20 protein-coding genes are annotated in these 16,372 nt (G+C 51.5%); all 20 read left to right on the forward strand.

The features are described from left to right. Positions 1–4: 4 nt before the first annotated feature. On the forward strand, positions 5–1,039 hold the full coding sequence (locus EV294_RS05845) for an NAD(P)H-dependent glycerol-3-phosphate dehydrogenase (RefSeq protein WP_132304670.1): 1,035 nt from the start codon (positions 5–7) through the stop codon (positions 1,037–1,039). 94 nt (positions 1,040–1,133) lie between these two features. Next, on the forward strand, positions 1,134–1,409 hold the full coding sequence (locus EV294_RS05850) for a stage VI sporulation protein F (RefSeq protein WP_132304672.1): 276 nt from the start codon (positions 1,134–1,136) through the stop codon (positions 1,407–1,409). A 122-nt stretch (positions 1,410–1,531) separates the two neighbouring features. Further along, positions 1,532–1,711: a DUF2768 family protein gene (locus EV294_RS05855; RefSeq protein ID WP_132304674.1), complete on the forward strand. Its 180-nt coding sequence runs from the start codon at positions 1,532–1,534 to the stop codon at positions 1,709–1,711. A gap of 45 nt (positions 1,712–1,756) precedes the next feature. Beyond that, positions 1,757–2,053, forward strand: coding sequence for a 2Fe-2S iron-sulfur cluster-binding protein (locus tag EV294_RS05860; RefSeq protein WP_132304676.1), 297 nt, complete (start codon positions 1,757–1,759; stop codon positions 2,051–2,053). A 28-nt stretch (positions 2,054–2,081) separates the two neighbouring features. Further along, a complete protein-coding gene (locus tag EV294_RS05865) occupies positions 2,082–2,693 on the forward strand; it encodes a nucleotidyltransferase family protein (RefSeq protein ID WP_132304678.1) in 612 nt (203 codons plus the stop codon). Then, positions 2,690–3,037 carry a 2Fe-2S iron-sulfur cluster-binding protein gene (locus tag EV294_RS05870; RefSeq protein ID WP_132304680.1) on the forward strand — a complete coding sequence of 116 codons (348 nt, stop codon included), beginning with the start codon at positions 2,690–2,692 and terminating at the stop codon, positions 3,035–3,037. The genes EV294_RS05865 and EV294_RS05870 overlap by 4 nt, the downstream gene beginning before the upstream one ends. Before the next feature lie 21 nt (positions 3,038–3,058). Beyond that, on the forward strand, positions 3,059–3,823 hold the full coding sequence (locus EV294_RS05875; RefSeq protein ID WP_132304682.1) for a DUF3939 domain-containing protein: 765 nt from the start codon (positions 3,059–3,061) through the stop codon (positions 3,821–3,823). A 272-nt stretch (positions 3,824–4,095) separates the two neighbouring features. Further along, on the forward strand, positions 4,096–5,574 hold the full coding sequence (spoIVA, locus tag EV294_RS05880; RefSeq protein ID WP_132304684.1) for a stage IV sporulation protein A: 1,479 nt from the start codon (positions 4,096–4,098) through the stop codon (positions 5,572–5,574). A gap of 303 nt (positions 5,575–5,877) precedes the next feature. After that, on the forward strand, positions 5,878–7,002 hold the full coding sequence (locus EV294_RS05885) for a sugar ABC transporter substrate-binding protein (protein ID WP_132304686.1): 1,125 nt from the start codon (positions 5,878–5,880) through the stop codon (positions 7,000–7,002). A gap of 74 nt (positions 7,003–7,076) precedes the next feature. Further along, positions 7,077–8,591, forward strand: coding sequence for a sugar ABC transporter ATP-binding protein (locus EV294_RS05890; protein WP_132304688.1), 1,515 nt, complete (start codon positions 7,077–7,079; stop codon positions 8,589–8,591). Then, positions 8,588–9,577 (forward strand): ABC transporter permease, encoded by a 990-nt coding sequence (locus tag EV294_RS05895; RefSeq protein WP_132304690.1) that lies wholly within the window; start codon positions 8,588–8,590, stop codon positions 9,575–9,577. Before EV294_RS05890 ends, EV294_RS05895 begins: the two co-directional genes overlap by 4 nt. 164 nt (positions 9,578–9,741) lie before the next feature. Further along, positions 9,742–10,017, forward strand: coding sequence for an HU family DNA-binding protein (locus tag EV294_RS05900; protein ID WP_127494178.1), 276 nt, complete (start codon positions 9,742–9,744; stop codon positions 10,015–10,017). A 226-nt stretch (positions 10,018–10,243) separates the two neighbouring features. After that, positions 10,244–10,465, forward strand: a complete 222-nt coding sequence (gene mtrB / locus EV294_RS05905) for a trp RNA-binding attenuation protein MtrB (RefSeq protein ID WP_132304692.1) — start codon at positions 10,244–10,246, stop codon at positions 10,463–10,465. A gap of 138 nt (positions 10,466–10,603) precedes the next feature. Beyond that, positions 10,604–11,161, forward strand: coding sequence for a hypothetical protein (locus EV294_RS05910; protein ID WP_132304694.1), 558 nt, complete (start codon positions 10,604–10,606; stop codon positions 11,159–11,161). 123 nt (positions 11,162–11,284) lie between these two features. After that, positions 11,285–12,136: a heptaprenyl diphosphate synthase component 1 gene (locus EV294_RS05915; protein WP_132304696.1), complete on the forward strand. Its 852-nt coding sequence runs from the start codon at positions 11,285–11,287 to the stop codon at positions 12,134–12,136. A gap of 20 nt (positions 12,137–12,156) precedes the next feature. After that, positions 12,157–12,903 carry a demethylmenaquinone methyltransferase gene (locus EV294_RS05920; protein ID WP_132304698.1) on the forward strand — a complete coding sequence of 249 codons (747 nt, stop codon included), beginning with the start codon at positions 12,157–12,159 and terminating at the stop codon, positions 12,901–12,903. Next, positions 12,900–13,775, forward strand: a complete 876-nt coding sequence (locus EV294_RS05925; protein WP_132304700.1) for a UbiA-like polyprenyltransferase — start codon at positions 12,900–12,902, stop codon at positions 13,773–13,775. The genes EV294_RS05920 and EV294_RS05925 overlap by 4 nt, the downstream gene beginning before the upstream one ends. Beyond that, on the forward strand, positions 13,769–14,398 hold the full coding sequence (locus EV294_RS05930; RefSeq protein ID WP_132304702.1) for a UbiX family flavin prenyltransferase: 630 nt from the start codon (positions 13,769–13,771) through the stop codon (positions 14,396–14,398). The genes EV294_RS05925 and EV294_RS05930 overlap by 7 nt, the downstream gene beginning before the upstream one ends. Then, entirely contained in the window at positions 14,395–15,252 is an 858-nt protein-coding gene (locus EV294_RS05935; protein WP_132304704.1) for a menaquinone biosynthesis protein, read from the forward strand. Before EV294_RS05930 ends, EV294_RS05935 begins: the two co-directional genes overlap by 4 nt. A gap of 4 nt (positions 15,253–15,256) precedes the next feature. Then, on the forward strand, positions 15,257–16,231 hold the full coding sequence (locus EV294_RS05940) for a polyprenyl synthetase family protein (RefSeq protein ID WP_132304706.1): 975 nt from the start codon (positions 15,257–15,259) through the stop codon (positions 16,229–16,231). Positions 16,232–16,372: the final 141 nt, after the last annotated feature.

Consider the following 16,372-nt stretch of genomic DNA (forward strand, 5'->3'; position numbering starts at 1 on the left):
AAGGATGTCGCAAGCAAAGTCGGAACATAAAGGGCGTGCGGCGGTACTGGTGGCAGGCAGCTGGGGGACCGCGCTTGCCGCTGTACTGGCCGGCAATGGTTACGATGTACAGCTGTGGACGCGGTCTGCCGAGCATGCGGACCAGATGAATGCCAGTCATAAGAACGAGAAATATTTGCCTGGCGTTACTCTGCCGTTGTCGCTTCACGCGACAACGGACATGCAGGAGGCTCTAAGCGACGTGGAGCTGGCTTTATTTGTTGCTCCTTCATCGGCAATGAGGGCGGTTGCGAAGCAAGCCGCTCCTTATTTGCCGAAAGAGGCTTTGGTCGTACATGCGACAAAAGGGTTTGAGGCCGATACGCTGAAACGTATGACTACGGTTTTGTCGGAGGAGCTGAACCGTCCTGCCGATAAGATAGTCGTGTTGTCGGGTCCAAGCCATGCCGAGGAAGTAATTCGCAAGCAGCCTACAACGGTAGTGGTTGCTTCTGCGGACATGAACGCGGCGGAGCAGGCGCAAGACGCTTTTATGAGCAGCTATTTCCGCGTTTACACGAACCCGGACGTGGTTGGCGTGGAAGTGGCTGGCGCAATCAAGAATATTATCGCTCTTGGAGCAGGCTTGTCAGACGGCCTTGGCTTTGGCGACAACGCCAAAGCGGCTTTGCTTACCCGCGGTCTTGCCGAGATCAGCCGGCTTGGAACGGCGATGGGCGCTAATCCGCTGACCTTTGCGGGTCTTGCGGGCGTAGGCGACCTGGTTGTCACCTGTACGAGTCAGCACAGCCGGAACTGGCGTGCAGGCTCGATGCTGGCGGACGGCACGCCGCTTGAGGAAGTTCTGGAGCGGATGGGCATGGTCGTGGAAGGCGTAAGGACGACCCGCGCAGCAAACGAGCTTGCGAAGCAATACGATGTGCAAATGCCCATCACGGCAGAGTTGTACAGCGTGCTGTTTGCCAACAATTCTCCAAAGTCCGCGGTTGAGAATTTGATGGGCCGCTTAAAGACGCACGAAATTGAACAGTTAGGCTAAGACATGCGCCTATACCAAACATTTGCCCTCCTCATATGATGTTCCAAGGCTAATGCTTATGAGGTCTTCAGCGACATTGAAGGAGGGCAAAAGTATGAGTAACAAGAATCTTTCCAAAGATGTTCTTAATGCAATAAATAAGAAAACCGGCAAAAACATTTCCGAGAATGCGGTGAAAAAATTGGCGAACGGCGTATCGGCATCCACGATGCAGAACGAAGAAGAGCTCCGCAAGCTGATTAAGCAGGTATCGGATATGGCAAAGGTTCCGGTATCGGATAAAACGATGAACGATATTGTAAAGGCCGTGAAAGCCAGCGGCATGAGCATGGGCGGCATCGAATCGTTGATTAAAATGATGATCAAGTAAGTCAAAGCCAAAAGATCTGCCTAAAAAAGCAGATCTTTTGGCTTTTTTTGTCCTTTTTTGAGCTTGATGTTATAATGAGTGTTGCATTTATTACCGTTATCGACTAGGGAGTAGATTAGTTCATGGATCCAATGACGAAGATGTGGATTTCTTTAATCGGGATCGGATTGATGGCGATTGCCGCTGTTATCATTACGTTTGCCCGATTAAAGACCAAAGGCGTTATTAAGTTTTCATTATCCTTTGTTTCTTTTATTCTGCTTGTATTCGGTTTTCTATGCGGGCTGATTGCCATTGTCTAAAAGAAAGACCATACATATTGACAGCGTGAAAGGAACCATAGCCGCATGATTGAACTGAAGGGGAGAACAAGAACAGCGGTTGTTGAGCCCGAGATTGGGGCTACGCTGCTTAAGCACGCGCTCAAAGCCAAGGTAGACTGGTCTTCGAATTGCACAAGAGGTACCTGCGCAAGATGCCGATGCTTGATTGAAGAAGGAGCAGCGGCTCTCGAAGGAATTACGGATGCCGAATGGGACCGGATGGAGCCGGAGGAATTTGAAGACGGTTACCGTCTAGCGTGCCAGGCTGTAGTGAAGAGCGCGGATATTCTAGTGAAAGCCGTAAACAAGCCTTATTTCTAATTAGCAACGCCGGAAAGGATGTGCAGTGATGAACAAACAAACAGCTATAGAAAACGCTCTTGCTGCCATCGTCCGGGCGCTAGAGGGCGTAGGGGCCGATTGGGTACTGGGCGGCAGTGCGGGATTGATGCTGCGCGGATTGCCGCTATCGGCAAAGCCCAACGATATCGATTTGTATGCCGATGATGCCGATTACGATCTGCTCTATGAACGTCTGAAGCCGTATGCTGCCGATACGAAGCAGTTAAGCGAATGCGGCAAATATCGGTCCGTTCTCAGCCATTATGTAATAGAAGGCATTCCGGTTGAACTCGTAGGCGGCTTTGTTGTCCGTGCGGAAGGCTGCCGTTACGTAACCGAAGTCCGCGAATTGCTAAAACCGTTCTCTGAGCAGCTTGCCGTTATGAAGGGGCAAGAGGAGCTGTATGTTCCGGTTGTTCCGCTCGCGCATGAGCTCTGGTTCAATTGGATGCGGCAACGTGAAGACCGGCTGCAAATCGTCGTGGATCGTTATATGCAAGAAGAATCGCGGCATGAGGCAGCCCGATTGCTCCTTGAACAGCGGAATGTGTTCACGATAGAGGCAAGGAAGCAAATGAGTCGGCGGCTTTCCCGCAAGCAGGCAGGTGCTGCCAAATGAGCGGAAGGATTACGTTCTGGCCATCCGGAACAACGATAGAAGTTAAGCCGGGAACGCCAATCCTCTCGGCGGCAAGAAGGGCCGGCGTGCTCATTCAGACCCGCTGCGGCGGCAACGCGGCTTGCTTCATGTGCAAGGTGAAAATACTTCCGGAGAGCGATTTGATGCCGATCGCGGAGGAAGAGAAGCGAAAGCTTGCCGGTCTGGAGGAAGAGGGCTACAGGCTTGCGTGCCAGGCTAAAGTAAGAGGAGTGGTGCAAGTGGACGTTCCGCTTGATCCGCTTCGCGCCGCCGTTCAGAAGCTTCTGGCGAAGCAGGCGGAAGAAAAAGACGAGTTGTGGTAGAACGAGGAGGAGCAATAATCGATGCGGGTGAAAAAAAGAAATCCGTTGCCCGGAGCTTCCGGCCGTCTGGCAATGCTTACTATATTGATCGTAACCGTGCTGTCCTTGGGCGGCTGTATGTACCCGAAGAGCGAGCTTAAGCAAAACCAGGCCGCCCCGAAGGAAGCTGTCCGAAACGTACAGGCTGCTATTGATCAATACCAGTCGGAGACCGGGATGCTGCCTATGAAAAACAGCAGCGAGGATACGCCGGTCTATGAAAAGTTTCAGGTTGATTTTACGCAGCTGAAGAACAAAGGGTATTTGAGCTCGATACCGACGGCAGCTTTCGAGAACGGCGGCCATTATTATTTCCTGATTATCAACGAAGAGACCAAGCCGCAGATCAAGCTGATGAATCTGCTTACCTATCAGCAGATCAATGATATTCAAAGCTGGGTGAACGAATATAAGAAAAACCACGATAACCGGCTGCCTAAAGGCGAGCCCGCTTACCCCGGCTATTCCTATATCGATTATAAAACGATGAACAAAAAAGCGCCGGATCTGCATAGCGACTATTCCTTCCAGACGCTTGCGGCCATCATGGACGAGTCCGGCCGCGTGTATGCGGATTACGGCATTGACATCATGCAGGCCATGCAGAAGAAAGGCGAGGCGGGTATTGCGGCTGACACCGACCTGCGCGCCGTGCTGGTTGATTCCGACATGTACGTACCGGTTAAAGCGCCGGTCTACCATTGGGTGAATCATGAACCTCAGGCCGTTTCGGAACAAGGCAAATAAGCTTAAAACACGAATCCTCATTACCTTCCTATACGGACCGGTAGTGAGGATTTTTTGGTATAGAAATCTTTACATCTTCATATAACTCAATCTTGGAAGGGCAAGAGCGTGACTGACTTAAGGGAAAAATTGTGAAAGGAATCGGAATATTCGGTAGGCTAGGACAATATGATATTACTAGTCCAACAAGCTGTACGAGTTGCGTCGCTGGCCTGCCCTCTGAGTCCGGTGGAAGGCGGCGAACCGGAAAATCAATTGGGAGGGGATATTCAGTGGAGAAAGTGGACATTTTCAAGGATATAGCCGAACGTACCGGCGGGGATATTTACCTCGGGGTAGTAGGGGCTGTCCGTACGGGCAAATCAACGTTTATCAAGCGGTTTATGGAAACGGTTGTGCTTCCGAACATTGCAAGCGAAGCCGAGCGTGTGAGAGCCGTTGATGAACTTCCTCAAAGCGCCGCGGGTAAAACGATCATGACTACTGAACCGAAGTTTGTTCCGAATCAAGCGGTACAATTGCGCGTCAGTGAAGGACTTGATGTAAACGTCAGGCTTGTGGACTGCGTTGGTTACGCCGTCGAAGGGGCGAAAGGTTACGAGGATGAGAACGGCCCTCGCATGATTACCACGCCCTGGTTCGACGAACCGATTCCGTTCCAAGAGGCGGCGGAGATCGGCACCAGAAAAGTGATTCAAGAGCACTCGACTCTTGGCGTTGTAGTAACGACGGATGGCTCCATCGCCGAAATCCCGCGCGCCTCTTATGTTGAGGCGGAAGAGCGCGTAATCGGCGAATTGAAGGAAGTCGGCAAGCCGTTCGTGCTTATCATTAACTCCACTCGTCCTCGCGGCGAAGAAGCGATTCAGCTTCGCGGGGAGCTGCAGGCCAAATACGATATTCCGGTAATTACGATGAGCGTCGCGACTATGGGCGAAGAAGAAGTCATGTCCGTCCTGCGCGAAGTGCTCTACGAGTTCCCGGTTCACGAAGTCAACGTGAATCTGCCAAGCTGGGTCATGGTGCTGAACGAAAACCACTGGCTGCGCAGCAACTACGAAAACTCCGTACGCGATACGGTAAAGGATATTCGCAGACTGAGAGACGTCGACCGCGTAGTCTCGCAGTTCTCCGATTATGATTTCATTGCCAGGGCCGGCCTCAGCGGCATGAACATGGGGCAAGGCGTAGCGGAGATCGATCTCTTCGCGCCGGATGAACTGTATGACCGCATCCTGATGGAGGTGGTCGGAGTTGAAATCCGCGGCAAGGATCATCTGCTCCAGCTGATGCAGGAATTCTCGCATGCGAAGCGGGAATACGACCGGTTCGCGGAAGCGCTCGAGATGGTTAAGGCTACCGGCTACGGGATTGCGGCGCCAACGCTTGCGGAGATGGCTCTGGATGAGCCGGAACTCATCCGTCAGGGCTCCCGCTTTGGAGTAAGGCTGAAAGCGACTGCGCCTTCGATCCATATGATCCGCGTCGACGTAGAATCCGAATTCGCGCCGATTATCGGCTCGGAGAAGCAGACCGAGGAGCTTGTCCGTTACTTAATGCAGGACTTCGAGGCAGATCCGATCAAGATCTGGGAGTCCGACATTTTCGGAAGATCGCTCCATTCCTTGGTTCGCGAAGGCATCCAGGGCAAAATCGCGATGATGCCGGACAACGCGCGCTACAAGCTGCAGGAGACGCTCGGAAGAATCATTAACGAAGGTTCCGGAGGACTCATTGCCATTATCCTTTAAAGCTAGATTAAGAGAACGGTTGAACCGGTATAACGCCGGATCAGCCGTTCTTTTTGCGTTCTGCGGCATTCTGCCCGACGCTGTAACAAATTATTCATTGCAATTATTCGTTGTGGTTAATATAATGGCAATTGTTGAACGTTTCGATCTTTTTCGACATTATTATTCGTGTTTGTCGAGTGATTCCCATATTGTGAAAATAATACTTAAATTCCGATTGACATACTTGGTAAAAATGATATGATTACAAATAGATCATTTCATCTATCATTTTGGTTAGATAAAAAGGGAGAGAAGAAGAACATGAAAAAATGGGGTAAACTTTCATTGACGCTGCTTGTCGCAATCGTTCTTGTCATAGCATCGGCATGCGGCAACAGCAAGAACAACAACAACTCCGCTAATTCCGAAGCTAGCAGCAACGCATCGGCTAACGCGTCGGAAGCGCCTACAGCATCGGGCAACAGCGAGCTTGACGCACTGAAAGGCAAGAAAGTAGCACTCGTTATGCAGTTCAACACAGGCACATTTTCTTCGCAATACGTAGAAGGCGTGAAAGAGCAAGTTGAGAAGTTCGGCGGCTCCGTTCAAGTTTTCGCTTCCGATAACGACCTGGCTAAAATGTCTTCCAACCTTGACGCTGCTGTCAACCAAGGCTTCGACGGTATCCTGATCGACCATGGACAAGCCGGCGCTCTGGAACAAGGAATCAATAAAGCAAAAGAAAAAGGCATCAAAGTTGTCGTATTCGACGCAGACGTAAAAGTTGACGGCGTACCTGTTCTGCAACAGGACGACCAATCGATGGCGAACCTGACGCTTGAGCAGCTGGCTAAAGACGCTGGCGGCAAAGGCAACATCGTAAAAGTATGGGTAGCGGGCTTTGCTCCAATGGAACGCCGCCAAGTTGCTTATAAAGCATTCCAAGAGAAATATCCTGACATCAAAGAAATCGCGGCATTCGGTAACGCTAACAATCCTGCAATGGACACGCAAGCGCAAATGGAAGCGATTCTGAAGCAATATCCGAACAAAGGCGACATTACGGCGGTATGGGCAGCTTGGGATGAATTCGCAAAAGGCGCTGCGCGCGCAATCCAGCAAGCAGGCCGTACGGAAATCAAAGTATACGGCATCGACATGAGCGACGAAGATCTTCAAATGATTCAAGACAAGAACAGCCCTTGGATTGCTTCGGCTGCCGTGGATCCGAAGGATATCGGACGCGTTCAAGTTCGTACGTTGTACAAAGAATTTAAAGGCGAGGCTAACGATCCGATTACTGTGCTCAACGCCGTATACGTAAGCCGCGACGAGCTGCCAGCCGAGCAAGTAAGCACGACTCAACTGTCCCAATATATCAAAGGCTGGGGAAGCAGCACGCAAAACTATGAAGACTGGATGAAAGAGCTGGAAGGTTCGAAATAATCCAGGGGCAAAGGCTTAATGCTTACGAAGCAAGAATTGCTTCGCAATTCTTTTTAGCTGGAGAGGTGCACAACATGAGTGTTGCAAAGCAATTGCAAATGAAGGGGATCCGGAAAGCTTTTTCCGGCGTCCCCGCCCTCCGCGACGTCGAATTTAACCTGCTAAGCGGCGAGGTTCACGCGCTTCTTGGCGCCAACGGCGCCGGCAAAAGTACCCTGATGAAGATTTTATCGGGTGCTTACGGCCAGGACGAAGGCGCGGTTACAATCGACGGGCGGCAAGTTCATATCGGTTCACCTGGGGATGCCAAACAATTGGGCATCCATTGCGTTTATCAGGAAGTTGACACCGCTCTGGTGCCGCAGCTGAGCGTGGCGGAGAATGTTATGCTCGACAGCATTTCCAGCAAAGGCAGCAGCCTGTGGCTGAACTGGCGCAAGCTGGAGAAGCAGGCGGAAGCAACGCTGGCGCGGCTTGGCGCATCGATTCCGGTCAAGAAGAAGGCAGGAGAGCTGACGCTCGCCGAGAAGCAGCTTGTGCTTATTGCCAGACTGCTGACGGAGAAAGCAAAATACGTTATTTTTGACGAACCGACCGCACCGCTGAGCCTTGAAGAAGCGGAGCGGTTATTCCGTGTTATCGGACAGCTGAAGGAAGAAGGGATTGGAATCGTCTTTATTTCCCACCGGCTTCCGGAAGTATTCCAGCTCTGCGATCGCATTACGGTTATGCGCGACGGTGAGCGGGTGTTGACCGAGTCTACCTCTTCGTTAACGATTGACGACGTCGTGCAAGCTATGCTCGGCCGTGTATTCGAGGAGGAGTTCCCGAAAACGGAGGTTCCGATCGGCGAGCCGCTGCTTGAGGTGTCAGGAGTTACGCGCGGCCATCATGTCCGCAATGTAAGCTTTAATGCCCGCAGCGGTGAAGTTGTGGCCATTGTTGGACTGGTCGGAGCCGGCAAAACGGAGCTGTCGAGAGTGTTGTTTGGCGCCGATAAGGCAGATAAGGGTCATGTGACCATCGCGAGGAAAGCGATTAACAACAGCGAACCGGCGGATGCCATAGCTGGCGGCATTGTGCTGGTCCCGGAGGAACGGCGGAAGCAGGGGATTCTTGTAGGAGAATCGGTGCAGAACAACTTAAGCCTGCCGATTCTGAAGCTGCTGACGAGAAGCGGCTTCCTGTCCGGGAGGAAAGAGTCGAATAACGCAGCCGCGATTATCGGTAAGCTTGGCATCAAGACCTCTTCTCCCAATCAGAAAACCGGTCAGCTCAGCGGTGGCAACCAACAAAAGGTATCCATCGGAAAATGGCTTCCCACCGGCGCGGAGGTGTACCTGTTCGATGAGCCGACGAAAGGCGTGGATATCGGCGCAAAAAGCGATATTTTCCGCATTATCGGGTCGCTTGCCGAGCAAGGGAAGGCAATTGTTTACTTAACATGTGAATTTGCGGAAGCGATGGGCATCGCAGACCGGATTCTCGTCATGTGCGACGGAGCACTTGTGAAGGAATTTGGCCGGGGCGAAGCCACGCAGGAGCTGCTGATGCTTTATGCAAGCGGCGGCAAGGAGGAGCAGGCATGAGAGAGAAGTCACTAGATTTCATTTTTAAATTCGGATCGCTACTTGTTATTGCCTTAGTCATCCTATTCTTCTCGATGTGGGATGAGCATTTCTTTACGTACGCTAACTTGTCGGATATTTTGCGGTCGATTTCGATTACGACCTTTGTTGCGATCGGCGTAACCTTCTCTCTGACGGTTGACGGCTTCGACTTGTCGGTAGGCTCGACCGTATCGTTAACGACGGTTGTAACGGCCGCCTTTATGGTCTGGTATGAACAGCCGGTTGTCGTTGTTATCGTTGTTGCGCTGTTGATTGGCGCTTTGGTAGGTCTGCTCAATGCGCTTCTGATCGTCAAAATCCGTATTCCGGACATGCTGGCGACATTGGCGGTTATGTACATTGTAGGCGGTATTCATAAGACTTATACGAAAGGCTATTCGATCTACAACAATATGCCTATGCCTGACGGTTCCACGGCACCGGGCAAGTTCAGCGAGTCGTTTCTGTGGCTTGGCCAAGGCAAGCTGCTTGGCATCCCGGTTCCGGTTGTGCTGATGGTTATTGCGGTGATCGCCGTTCACCTGTTCTTCAAATACACCCGCTGGGGACGCCAGATGTATACAACGGGCGGCAACGAAGAAGCTGCGCGGCTGTCAGGCGTTCGGGTGCGCCGTATCCGTACGTTTGCTTATATCGCATCCGGTATTTTTGCGGCCATCGGAGGCATTCTGTACGCGGCGCGCGTCGGCACAGGCCAGATCGATGCCGGCGCTCCGATGATGATGGAATCGGTAGCGGCCGTCTTTATCGGTTATTCCGTGCTTGGGGCGGGCCGTCCCAATGTAATCGGTACGTTCTTCGGCGCGATCCTTATCGGCGTGCTTCTGAACGGCATGACGATGATGAAGGTGCAGTACTATGCCAACGACATTGTCAAAGGCGTAGTTCTTGTTCTTGCGCTTGCCGTAACCTTCATTCATTTGTCAAGAAGACGCAGCGGTTAAAATGAAATATTGATGAAAGTACGCAGAACCTCTATAGGCTACTTGAAATTGGAAATCGGCTGTATTACTATAAGTTTGTTTGAGGTCGAGGTATATTTTTCAAGTTTTCAGTAAATAAGAGGGATAAGATGACTCTTCATTTGCCTTTAGGGGAGGTGAAACAAATGAACAAAACCGATTTGATTAACAAAGTGGCTGAACTGTCCGATCTGTCGAAGAAGGATGCAACGAAAGCGGTTGATGCCGTATTCGAAGCCATCTCCGATGCCCTTCAAAGCGGAGACAAAGTGCAACTGGTTGGCTTCGGTAACTTTGAAGTTCGCGAACGCCAAGCCCGTAAAGGACGCAATCCGCAAACAGGCGAAGAGATTGATATCGCTGCAAGCAAAATGCCTGCTTTCAAGCCTGGTAAATCTCTTAAAGACCTCGTTTCCAATTAATTGCTTTTGTATAGCGCCCGGACGCCAACGCGTTCGGGCGCTTTCGTTTTTGACCAGCTGCCAAGTCTTGCATGTCGAAGCCGGTCTATAGTATAATCGAGCCCAGCAATAGGATGCTAGAGCAGACGAAGGCGCTGCACGGCAAATGCTTTTTCGAAGCAATGAAGTCCTCACAATAAGCCAGAACATGGCAAATTGAGTGATGATTCATTTTAGGAGGGTTAAGATGGAGCCGAATCAAGGCGATTACATCGTTATCAAAGCGAAGGATCAGGGCGTTCAGGTGATCGGCCTCACGCGTGGTCAGGATACCAAGTTCCATCATACGGAGAAGCTGGACAAGAATGAAATCTTGATCGTTCAATTTACGGATCATACATCGGCAGTTAAAATCCGCGGCAAAGCTTCCGTCATGACCAAGCACGGTACGGTGGATACAGACCAGTAATAGAATTGTTCGGACAAGCTCCCTCACGCAGAAAATGCGTGCCGGGAGTTTTTTTGTGCATAGCTTGGCAGCATCGGTTGTAAAATGGGGTATAGGGGATTTTTAGTGCGTTTACTAGAGCGGAGGGAGGATTCCGTTATGCGAAAGGCATATTTGACGTCGCTTGGCGCGGCGCTTGCGGTAACGGCGGTAATCGGCCTAATGCCTCATTCCGGAATTGGTCCGGAGAGGGGAAGAGGCGAGGTGGCCGTCTTTCATCCCTCCGAGATGAAAAGGCTGACAAGCCGTAATCTGGTTGATGCCATCGTCAGCCTGCAGTTGACGGGAAGAGTAGGCAAAGTACAGTGGACCCAGGCGGTGCTGACGGTTGAAATGCGGGCCGACGACGAGAAGCAGACCGACCGTTGGTATAAAGATATGGAGAAGCTGATCCGGCTTTCATTCACGCAAACGGAAAACGTGAACCGGCTGCTGATCCGCTATGTCGACGCCAAAGCGGGCGGTCAGCTGCTGTTTGCGGCCGATGTCCGGAGGACCGACAATTGGCTTGGAGAGAATTTTAACGAAATAAGCGACGCCGATCCGCTTCATGACGAGCTGTGGAGGAAGCGACTGAGAATCGCGTATACCTCCCTGCTGGAAGACAGGCTGGGACCAATTGATACCTATTCTACCTCGCCCCTTCCATCTTCCTGACGGAGTTGTAGCTAAATAATGAACAATTTGACCTTGGAAGCTTGTTTCGTATGCTCATGACCTAAAGTTGTGCTATAATAGTTTAGATTATTTAGCGGCAATATCTGTTCGGAGGCTTACCCCATGAAACCTTATCGTATCAACGAACTCGCATCCAAGTATGTCGAGTATGACATGATTCAAACTTACACCGAGCTGCCTGCTTTTCCCGACCCGAGGCTAAGGCTGCTTCATGCCGTGTTGAGCGAGCATGAAACCCTGGAGCCCAATAGCGAGCTCTACTCGCTGGTGGTATCGCTGGTACAGCTGGGAATGGATACGCATGACCTGATAGACACGGAGGAAACCCGGCGCTCTGAGAGCGAGATGAGGTCGAGGCAGCTGAAGGTACTGGCCGGCGATTATTTCAGCAGCCGTTTCTATCAGCTTTTGTCTCAAGCCGGGCACATCGGCATGGTATCCAAGATCAGCGCTGCGGTATGCGAAGTTAACCGATTGAAGATGGATCTTTATACGAAGATGCAGCAATCGCAGCTCAAGGCTGAAGAGTATTTGAACAAGCTGACGGAGCTGAAGAGCGAGATGTTCCAGTTTTTCAGCGGAATGATGGAAGGCGCGTTCGTAAAGCTATGGCCTGAAATGCTGGAGGATGTGAGCCGTTGCGAGACGGTTTTGGATGAAATGAATCGTTTTGATTCACCATCCCGGTTTTATCAAAGCTGGGCTTATTGGCATGTCATGCAGGAAGGCACGCCGGAAGAACAGCAAAGCCTATCCCGGAAGACGGAGCATTCCTTTATTTACGATCTGCGGGGCAAATACGAGCTTCAAGGAAGACTGGTCTCCAAGCTGAAGGCTGCTGCGGACAATCTCCGCAGTACGGCAGCAAAGCTGGAGTCCGACCAGCTGAAGAATGTGATTCAGGAATTGGCGGATTCCTTCCTGGAGAAGATGGCAGCCCATAGCAGGGCTTAACGAAACGAGGGATAACACAGATGAATGCAAACACAAGCTCTGAATCAAGTTCAGGCTCCAGCTCGAAAGAACATGTGCATGCGCTTTTCGAGAACATAGCTCCCAAATACGATATGATGAACGATCTGCTCAGCTTCCGCAGGCATAAGGCTTGGCGGAAGTTTACGATGCGCAAGATGAGCGTGCGGCAGGGGCAGACGGCGCTCGATTTGTGCTGCGGTACATGCGACTGGACGATAGCGCTTGCGAAAGCGAGCGGTACCGGACAAATTACGGGTCTCGACTTCAGCCAGAACATGCTGGACGTTGGTGCCGTCAAGGTGAAGGGTGAAGGCCTGAATGAGCAGGTTACGCTTGTACAGGGCAACGCAATGGAGCTGCCTTTTGCCGACAACTCCTTTGATTTCGTTACGATTGGCTTTGGTCTACGCAACGTTCCGGATTATCTGCAGGTGCTGAAGGAAATGGAACGGGTTGTGAAGCCTGGCGGCAAGGTGGTATGCCTCGAGCTGTCGAAGCCGTTGTGGCAGCCGTTCAAGGGAATGTATTACTTATACTTCGAACGGATGCTGCCGATGATCGGCAAATGGGTGGCGAAGCGCTTTGACGAATACAAGTGGCTTCCGGATTCCCTGAAGCTTTTCCCTGACGCCAACCAGTTATCCGAACTATTTCGGCAAGCCGGACTCCGTGAAGTACAAGCCTATCCGCTGACCGGAGGAATCGCCGCGCTTCACATCGGTACAAAGGAGAAATCGCAGCAATGATTCGCAAACTACGCATTATTTTGGAAATGATAAAATTTGAACATTCCGTATTCGCTCTTCCGTTCGCCTTTCTGGGCGCTGTTCTTGGCACGTTAGCGGTTGAGAAGCAATTGCCTACATGGGGGGAGATTGGCTGGATTGCGCTTGCGATGGTTGGTGCCCGCAGCGCGGCCATGAGCCTTAACCGGGTCATTGACAAAGCCATCGACAAGGCTAACCCAAGAACGGCGCAGCGGGCGTTGCCGGCAGGCTTATTGAAATCGTTCGAGGTCATTTTATTTATTATCGTATCTTTCGGCTTGTTGTTTATAGCAGCGGCAAACCTGGATCCTATTGCCATGAAGCTGATGCCGATTGCGGTTGTGATGCTGGTTCTGTATTCTTATATGAAAAGAGTCACCTGGCTCTGCCATTTGTTCCTTGGCCTTACGATCGGCTTGTCTCCGCTTGGGGGCTGGGTCGCCGTAACGGGTTCCCTGAATGCCGCGGCATGGGTACTGTATTTCACCGTTGCCCTTTGGATCGCGGGCTTCGATATCGTATACGCGACTCAGGATTACGAATACGACCGCGATAAAGGCCTGCATTCGATTCCGGCGCGCTTTGGTCTCTCCGGTGCTTTGTGGATCGCTAGAGGCTTCCATGTCGTAACTGCTATCGGTTTCTTCGCTTTGTTCTGGATGACCGAACTGAGCTGGGTATACCTCATTGGCACAATCGCATCGATTCTGATGCTCTTCTATCAGCACTGGCTGGTAAGGCCGAATGATCTGTCACGCGTGCAAATTGCCTTCTTCGGCATGAACGGGACGCTCAGCGTGGTTTTGTTCGTATTTGCAATGTTCGATCTGCTGGTGGTGCACCAATGGTAAAATCAAACGGTGCAACAAGACCTAAACGCTGGGTAGTCGGGATAACCGGGGCAAGCGGGGCGATCTACGGAATCCGGCTAATCGAAGAATTGCTTCAGGCGAATTACCTTGTCCATGTGGTCGTGACCGAAGCGGGCTGGCGGGTATTGAAGGAAGAGCTTGGCTGGGATACAACGCGGCGTCAAGCCGCGCTGGAGCAGCGGTTCGGTGAAGCCGTGACTGCCGGCCGATTGGTCTTTCATCCGAATGCCGATATCGGCGCTAGCATCGCAAGCGGCTCGTTCCAGGTTGAAGGCATGGCGATTGTGCCTTGCTCGATGGGCTCACTCGCCTCGATGGCGCGAGGAATTTCGGACGATTTGCTGACCCGAGCGGCGGATGTCATGCTGAAGGAAGGGCGCAAGCTTATTATTGTTCCGCGCGAGACGCCGCTGCATGCCATTCATTTGGAGAACATGCTTACGCTTGCTCGGCTTGGGGTAAGAATCATTCCGGCAATGCCGGCCTTTTATTATAAACCGCAATCCATGGACGAAATGATTAATTTCCTTGTCGGCAAAGTGCTCGATAGCATGTCGATCGAGCATCAATTATTCAGAAGATGGGGAGATGACCTTACATGACGGGCAGACTGAATCCGCTCCGCGTCGGCCGGATTGATTATGCGAATGCATGGCCGCTTTTTCACTATTTGGAAGATAGTACTGAGCAAGCCGGCATTGAGATTGTGCTGAAGGTGCCGGCCGAATTGAACCGGCTCTTGCGCGAAGGGGAGATACAAGTCGCGGCTGTATCTTCCTTTGCTTACGGGATGAACGACAAGGATTATGTCCTGCTTCCGCATTTATCGGTGGGGTCGGAGGGAAAGGTAAACTCCATCCTTTTGTTCCTTAAACAACCGATCGGGCAGTCTGCTCCTGAGCGGATTGCCGTTACGACAACGTCGGCAACGTCGGTTAACCTGCTGAAAATATTAATGAAAAAATATTACGAGCTTGACCCCGTATACGAGCCGGCCGAACCCGACCTTGACCGGATGCTGGAATGGGCCGACGGGGCTCTTCTGATCGGCGATCCTGCGATCCGGGAGTCCTGGGAGAACAAAGGTTTGACCGTCATTGATCTTGGCGAAGTGTGGAACCAGTGGACGGGATTGGCTATGACTTACGCCGTTGTTGCGGCGCGCAAGGAAGCAGTGGAGCGTTCACCGGAAGCCTTCGAGCGGTTGTTCCAGGCTTTTACGGCCAGCAAGGAGAAGAGCGCAGCGGATCTAACGCCGCTTATCGAGAAGGCTACGAAACAGCTGGGAGGCGATCCGGCTTATTGGCAAATGTACTTTACTTGCCTCAATTACGACTTTGGACCAAAGCAGCAGGAAGGCCTCACGCTTTATTTCCGGTACGCTAGTGAGCTTGGCTTGCTCGATCACGACGTGAACCTGCACTTTTATAAAGAAGAATCTCTGCCGAACAGGTGAAAGAATGAAACTATTAGACATTTTTGCAAAGTTAAAAGGCGATATGTCCCGAATCGAGCAAGAGCTGGAACGAAGCATTTCGTTCGGCGATGAGCTGCTTAGCGAGACGTCTCTTCACCTGCTGAAGGCGGGAGGGAAGCGGCTGCGCCCCGTATTTGTGCTTCTCTCGGGTAAATTCGGCCAATACGACCTTGATAAACTGACGAAGGTAGCGGTGCCGCTTGAACTCATTCATATGTCTTCCCTGGTGCATGACGATGTCATTGACGATGCATCGACGCGGCGCGGCCAACTAACCGTCAAATCCAAATGGGATAACCGGATTGCCATGTATACGGGCGATTATATTTTCGGCAGGGCGCTCACGATAGCAACAGAGCTGGATGATCCGTTTATCCATCAAATGCTCTCGAAATCTCTTGTGCAAATGAGTATCGGAGAGATGGAGCAAATCCGGTATTTCTTCAATACCGAACAAACGATCCGCGATTATTTGCTGCGCATCCGCCGGAAGACGGCACTGCTAATCGCAATCAGCTGTCAGCTGGGGGCTGCGGCGGCAGGGGCGGATCGGTCTACGCTAAACCGCTTGTACCGTTACGGTTACAATGTTGGGATGACCTTTCAGATCCGTGACGACATGCTGGATTTGTTCGGCACCGAGAAGCAGATCGGCAAGCCTCCGGGCTCCGACATCCGACAGGGAAACATTACGCTGCCCGTCATTCTCGCCTTGAAGGATGACAAGGTGCGCGAGCCTCTGCTCGAGCAGATCCGGATTATCCGCGAGCATAACGGGAATGTTGATACCAAGCCCGCCATTTCGCTGATCAAGAGCAGTAAAGGCATTCAGCTCGCTGACCAGCTGGCGAAAGATTACATCAAAAAAGCTTTGGCCGCTTTAGAGGGTTTGCCGGGTATCGGGGCGAAGAAGAATCTGATCGACATTGCGCATTTCGTAGGAAAGCGCAACTACTAGGGGCAGCGCTTACGAAGCAAGAATTGCTTCACAATTCTTTTAAGCGAATGCTTACGAAGCAAGAATTGCTTCACAATTCTTTTAAGCGGATGCTTACGAAGCAAGAATTGCTTCACAATTCTTTTAAGCGAATGCTTACGA

This window comes from Paenibacillus sp. BK033, from assembly GCF_004345425.1.
Lineage (GTDB): Bacteria > Bacillota > Bacilli > Paenibacillales > Paenibacillaceae > Pristimantibacillus.

What these genes read in the sequence shown, in the direction of transcription:
- EV294_RS05850 (WP_132304672.1), top strand. Translation starts at nt 1,134, where the DNA reads ATGAGTAACAAGAATCTTTCCAAAGATGTTCTTAATGCAATAAATAAG.
- EV294_RS05860 (WP_132304676.1), top strand. Translation starts at nt 1,757, where the DNA reads ATGATTGAACTGAAGGGGAGAACAAGAACAGCGGTTGTTGAGCCCGAG.
- EV294_RS05865 (WP_132304678.1), top strand. Translation starts at nt 2,082, where the DNA reads ATGAACAAACAAACAGCTATAGAAAACGCTCTTGCTGCCATCGTCCGG.
- EV294_RS05855 (WP_132304674.1), top strand. Translation starts at nt 1,532, where the DNA reads ATGGATCCAATGACGAAGATGTGGATTTCTTTAATCGGGATCGGATTG.
- EV294_RS05890 (WP_132304688.1), top strand. Translation starts at nt 7,077, where the DNA reads ATGAGTGTTGCAAAGCAATTGCAAATGAAGGGGATCCGGAAAGCTTTT.
- mtrB (WP_132304692.1), top strand. Translation starts at nt 10,244, where the DNA reads ATGGAGCCGAATCAAGGCGATTACATCGTTATCAAAGCGAAGGATCAG.
- EV294_RS05895 (WP_132304690.1), top strand. Translation starts at nt 8,588, where the DNA reads ATGAGAGAGAAGTCACTAGATTTCATTTTTAAATTCGGATCGCTACTT.
- EV294_RS05845 (WP_132304670.1), top strand. Translation starts at nt 5, where the DNA reads ATGTCGCAAGCAAAGTCGGAACATAAAGGGCGTGCGGCGGTACTGGTG.
- EV294_RS05940 (WP_132304706.1), top strand. Translation starts at nt 15,257, where the DNA reads ATGAAACTATTAGACATTTTTGCAAAGTTAAAAGGCGATATGTCCCGA.
- EV294_RS05900 (WP_127494178.1), top strand. Translation starts at nt 9,742, where the DNA reads ATGAACAAAACCGATTTGATTAACAAAGTGGCTGAACTGTCCGATCTG.
- EV294_RS05935 (WP_132304704.1), top strand. Translation starts at nt 14,395, where the DNA reads ATGACGGGCAGACTGAATCCGCTCCGCGTCGGCCGGATTGATTATGCG.
- EV294_RS05870 (WP_132304680.1), top strand. Translation starts at nt 2,690, where the DNA reads ATGAGCGGAAGGATTACGTTCTGGCCATCCGGAACAACGATAGAAGTT.
- EV294_RS05885 (WP_132304686.1), top strand. Translation starts at nt 5,878, where the DNA reads ATGAAAAAATGGGGTAAACTTTCATTGACGCTGCTTGTCGCAATCGTT.
- EV294_RS05920 (WP_132304698.1), top strand. Translation starts at nt 12,157, where the DNA reads ATGAATGCAAACACAAGCTCTGAATCAAGTTCAGGCTCCAGCTCGAAA.
- EV294_RS05915 (WP_132304696.1), top strand. Translation starts at nt 11,285, where the DNA reads ATGAAACCTTATCGTATCAACGAACTCGCATCCAAGTATGTCGAGTAT.
- EV294_RS05875 (WP_132304682.1), top strand. Translation starts at nt 3,059, where the DNA reads ATGCGGGTGAAAAAAAGAAATCCGTTGCCCGGAGCTTCCGGCCGTCTG.
- EV294_RS05930 (WP_132304702.1), top strand. Translation starts at nt 13,769, where the DNA reads ATGGTAAAATCAAACGGTGCAACAAGACCTAAACGCTGGGTAGTCGGG.
- EV294_RS05910 (WP_132304694.1), top strand. Translation starts at nt 10,604, where the DNA reads ATGCGAAAGGCATATTTGACGTCGCTTGGCGCGGCGCTTGCGGTAACG.
- EV294_RS05925 (WP_132304700.1), top strand. Translation starts at nt 12,900, where the DNA reads ATGATTCGCAAACTACGCATTATTTTGGAAATGATAAAATTTGAACAT.